Source organism: uncultured Leptotrichia sp. (assembly GCF_938036635.1).
Classification (GTDB): domain Bacteria; phylum Fusobacteriota; class Fusobacteriia; order Fusobacteriales; family Leptotrichiaceae; genus Leptotrichia; species Leptotrichia hongkongensis.
Genome location: NZ_CALHQO010000332.1, coordinates 1 through 4516, shown reverse-complemented (window position 1 = coordinate 4516; position 4516 = coordinate 1). Strand labels below are relative to the sequence as shown.

Sequence of the window (4516 nt, the reverse complement as noted above, 5' to 3'; positions counted from 1 at the left end):
AATCTAAAAAAATAAATTTATATCATTTTTTCAATATTTATGATATTATATAGAGTAAAGAATTAACAATAAAAATAATGAGGTGAAAAATGGCCACAAGATATAAATTTAATTATGGAAAATTTTTTAGAACTATTATTGTACTGCTTTGTTTAGTGGCATTAATAAGATTTGGAAAAGATGTTTTTGAACGTCATTTTTTTAACACTAGGCTTACAGTTATTCCTGATGTTATGAACCTTGACAAGAAGGATGCTGTAAAATATTTGAAAAAAGCTGGGTTGAAAGTCAAAGTTATTAATTCCAAAACAGAAAAAGTACCACTGGATACAGTTTATAACCAAGATCCACGTCCAGGTAAGGAAGTTAAAGTAAACAGAGTTATAAGAATCTGGGTAAATAATGGAGAAGATGTAAAAGTCCCTAATATTATTGGATTAGAACTACTTGAAGCAAGATCTCGGTTAAAAGGGCAAAATATTCAAATAGAAACAATTGATTATTATCCATCTAACCAGAAATATAATACAATTTTAGGAGTTTATCCAAAACCAGGTACAAAACTTGAAATTAACCAAAAAATTTCAATACTGGTTTCTTCACAGCAAATGGTAGATCCGTCAGTTATGCCAAATATAACAGGACTTGACTTAAACGATGCGAGAGAATTGTTAAAACAAATTGGACTTGATATTGGAAATATTTCACGTACAAGTGACCCAACATTGCCTGTAAATACGATTATTTCTACAGATCCTGCAGCTGGAACGAAGATTCAGAGAGGACAGAAAATATCAATTGTGTTAAATACTGGAGCTGCTCCGAAAAAACGCGAAAAATCAACTGAGGAAATTATCAACCAGTCTCAAGAAGAAATAGATAATCAAGAAATTGAGAAAATCATTGATAACACAATTAACAAAATAGATCAGCAAGGTTCTGAACAGAAAAATAATGGAAACACACAATCTCCTCCACGTAATAATACACAAGGTGGCGGAAATAACAATTCCAGCGGTGGAGATAATGGTGACGAATAGCTAAAATAAGAAAAATTTAGAAAGGAGATGGGAGTTATTTTGAATTTTTATTTTAAAATTTCTCCCAAATATTTTTATTAAAGGAAAAGTTATTAGAAAAATAAAAGGATTTTACTATGTTTTGGATGAAAATTCCAAAAATTTGAATGAAGAAAATATTTATGAATGTAAATTACGTGGAACTTTAAAAGTGAAAAATGATAAAATGAATTGTATTATCGGAGACTGTGTAGAATTCGATAAAAAGGAAAAAGTTATTGAAAAAATTGAAAAAAGAAAAAACTTTTTGTATCGTCCACTTATTGCAAATATTGATTTTATCGGTATTCTTTTTGCAATAAAAAGCCCAAATTTTGATTTTATAAATTTTCAGAAAATGCTCTTAAATGCAAACTCTCAAAACATTCCAGTTATACTAATCTTATCCAAGATTGATTTAGTTTCAGAAGAAGAGCTGGAAGAATTTTTAAATAAATTTAGAAAAATTTTTAGAGATACAATTTCTGTTTTTCCAATTTCTACACAAACAAATATCGGTCTCACAAAATTGAAGCAATATATAAATGAAAAATCTGTTGTAATTTCAGGACCGTCGGGAGCTGGAAAATCCACGCTTATTAACACTTTGATTGGAGAAGAAATACTAACTACAAACGATATTAGCGAGAAAACTAAAAAAGGACGACATACTACGATAGAAAGTCGATTTTTTATGCCAGCTCCACATTCATACATAATAGATACGCCAGGATTTTCAACACTTGATTTTCCTAAGCTGGAAGAAAAAAAAGAACTGGAAAAATTATTTCCAGAGTTTCTCGAATTTATTCCTGACTGTAAATTTCGAGATTGCATTCACGTAAATGAGCCAAATTGTGCGATTAAGGAAAATTTAGAAAATGGCAATATTTCAAAAGAACGGTATGATTTTTATCTATACTCGCTTGAAAATATACGGTTTTCAAAGTATACCTAAAACCTGACACTTAATTTAAGAATATTTAATTAAAGAAAAAAGAAAAGAGTTGATTTTTTATGGATAAAAAAATTATAATAGCACCTTCGCTGCTTGCCGCAGACTTTAGTAAGCTAAAGGAAGAAATCACAGAAGTGGAGAAACTCGGAGCAGAATATCTGCATTTAGACGTTATGGATGGAAATTTTGTTCCAAATATCAGCTTTGGAGCTCCTGTCATTTCATCTTTACGAAAACATAGCAACCTTGTGTTTGATGTACATCTGATGGTAAACGAACCAGATTATTTAATAAAAGATTTTGCTGAATTTTCAGACATAATCACAATCCATGCCGAAGCTACAAAGCACTTGAACAGAACAATCCAGTTAATAAAATCTTTCGGAAAAAAAGTAGGTGTTGCATTAAATCCATCTACTTCGCTGGATGTTATAAAATATGACCTGGATAACATTGATATGGTTCTAATTATGACTGTAAATCCCGGTTTTGGCGGACAAAAATTCATTCCTGAAATGATTCAAAAAATAAAAGATTTGCGAAAAATTAACAAAAACATTGATATCGAAGTAGATGGCGGAATAAATGATAAAACTGCTAAGCTGGTAAAAGAAGCTGGGGCAAATGTGCTGGTTGCAGGTTCCTATATTTTTAGTGGAAATTATAAAGAAAAAATTGATTCCCTGAAATAATGTAAAAGTATCTTAAATTAAACTCAAAAATTATGTCTGCTTTATTCAAATCCTAAAATTATTTATCTATCTATTAGATATTAAAAGAGGTTAAATGCAAAAAATATGAAAAAACAGATAAAATAAAAAATTGCAAATAAAAGAAGAAAGGAACAGTTAAAATGTATGAAAAAATAGAAAATCTATTAGATAAATTTTATAAAACATATTACAAAATTGAAGAAATAAATTTAAATCAGGTAATTAAATGTTTAACTACATCTGAGCTTCATATTATTGAAGCTATTGGAGAAAATGAAATTACAATGAATGAATTATCTGATAAATTGGGCATTACAATGGGAACTGCCTCAGTTGCAGTAAACAAGCTGACTGATAAGCAATTTTTAGAACGCTATCGTTCAGATATTGACAGACGTAAAGTTTTTGTAAAACTAACTTCAAAAGGAAAAGTTGCATTAAACTATCACGGAGATTTTCACTCAAACATTCTAGAAAAAATCACAGACGATATTCCGCAAAAAAAACTGGACACATTTATCGAAGTTTTTGAAACAATCGTAAAAAATCTAGATAAAGTCAAAAAAGACATTCAACCTGAATCAATCTTAAATTTTGAAAAAAATGATTTAGTGCAAGTTTCTTCAATCAAAGGAAGTACTGCAATTAGAAAATACCTAAACGAAAAAGGCGTTATGATAAAATCACTTATAAAAATTTTAAATATTGATAAATATTTAATAACTTTAATTGTTGATGGGGATGAAAAAGTTTTAAATATTGAGGATGCAGAAAATATTATGGTTAGGAAAAATACGCTTTAAAAGTTGTAGAAAGGGAGTGAAATATGCTTTATTTAGATGGAATTGGGATTTCATTTTTGATAAAAGAAATAAAAGAAAAAATATTACGATATAAACTGACAAAAATTTTCCAATATGACAGAGTTTCATTTTCACTCTTTTTTGGAAAAAATAACTTAATTTTTCAAGTAAAAGACAATTCAACTATTTTTTATTTAAAAGATGAAAAAGATCCAAATACTGATTTTCAGTCAAAATTTTTATTGTCATTAAAAAAATATCTACAAAATTCAATTTTGATAAATATCAGACAAGAAGGTTTTGACAGGATTGTTTATTTTGACTTTGAGAAGTTAAATCAGTTTGGAGATGTTGAAAAATATACATTAATTATTGAAATTATGGGAAAAGCAAGCAATATTTTTCTGACTAGCAAGGACAAAATTTTGTCTGCGCTTTATTTTACTTCAATTGATGTTGGGAACCGTGTTATTATGACTGGTGCAAAATACACGTTGCCATTTGAAGAAAAAAAGATTTCACCTATATATCTGGAAGCTGAAAATTTTCCATTTGAAACAGAATCTTTTATGGAAAAAATTGAAGGTGTAGGACGTGCTTTTGCACTAGAGTGTTCACAAGATTATGATACTTTCAAAAAATATTTATCCAGCTATAATCCTGTAATGTATAAAATCATAAATCGTGAAAAAATTCAAAAAGTGCTAACTTACAACGAATTTTCTGAATTTAGCCAAAAGGAAAATATAAATTTAGAAAATAGCAGAAAATATTTTGAAACCTTAAATGATGGGTTAAACGCTTATTTTAAAACAACTATTACTTCCAATGTTATTAGTGAAAAAAAGAAAAACTTGCTAAAATATGTTGACTCTCAAATAAAAAAATTCAAAAAAATTGAAAAAAATATAAAAGTTGACTTGAAAAAAAATGAAAACTTTGAAAAATATAAAAATATTGGAGATATTTTGGCGGCAAATATGC

The 4516-nt window shown here is 28.2% G+C and carries 5 protein-coding genes; all 5 read left to right on the top strand.

The window, feature by feature from the left end; translation table 11 throughout:
• The first annotated feature begins 89 nt into the window (after positions 1-89).
• Positions 90-1040 carry a PASTA domain-containing protein gene (locus tag Q0370_RS06630; RefSeq protein ID WP_299573711.1) on the top strand — a complete coding sequence of 317 codons (951 nt, stop codon included), beginning with the start codon at positions 90-92 and terminating at the stop codon, positions 1038-1040.
• Positions 1041-1161: 121 nt separating this feature from the next.
• Complete coding sequence (gene rsgA / locus Q0370_RS06625) at positions 1162-2016, top strand: ribosome small subunit-dependent GTPase A (protein ID WP_299573709.1); 855 nt, start codon at positions 1162-1164, stop codon at positions 2014-2016.
• Between the two features lie 59 nt (positions 2017-2075).
• A complete protein-coding gene (gene rpe, locus Q0370_RS06620; protein ID WP_299573707.1) occupies positions 2076-2708 on the top strand; it encodes a ribulose-phosphate 3-epimerase in 633 nt (210 codons plus the stop codon).
• A 161-nt stretch (positions 2709-2869) separates the two neighbouring features.
• Positions 2870-3532 carry a MarR family winged helix-turn-helix transcriptional regulator gene (locus Q0370_RS06615; RefSeq protein ID WP_147004826.1) on the top strand — a complete coding sequence of 221 codons (663 nt, stop codon included), beginning with the start codon at positions 2870-2872 and terminating at the stop codon, positions 3530-3532.
• Positions 3533-3555: 23 nt separating this feature from the next.
• On the top strand, positions 3556-4516 hold a 961-nt coding region (locus tag Q0370_RS06610), incomplete at its 3' end, for an NFACT family protein (protein ID WP_299573700.1).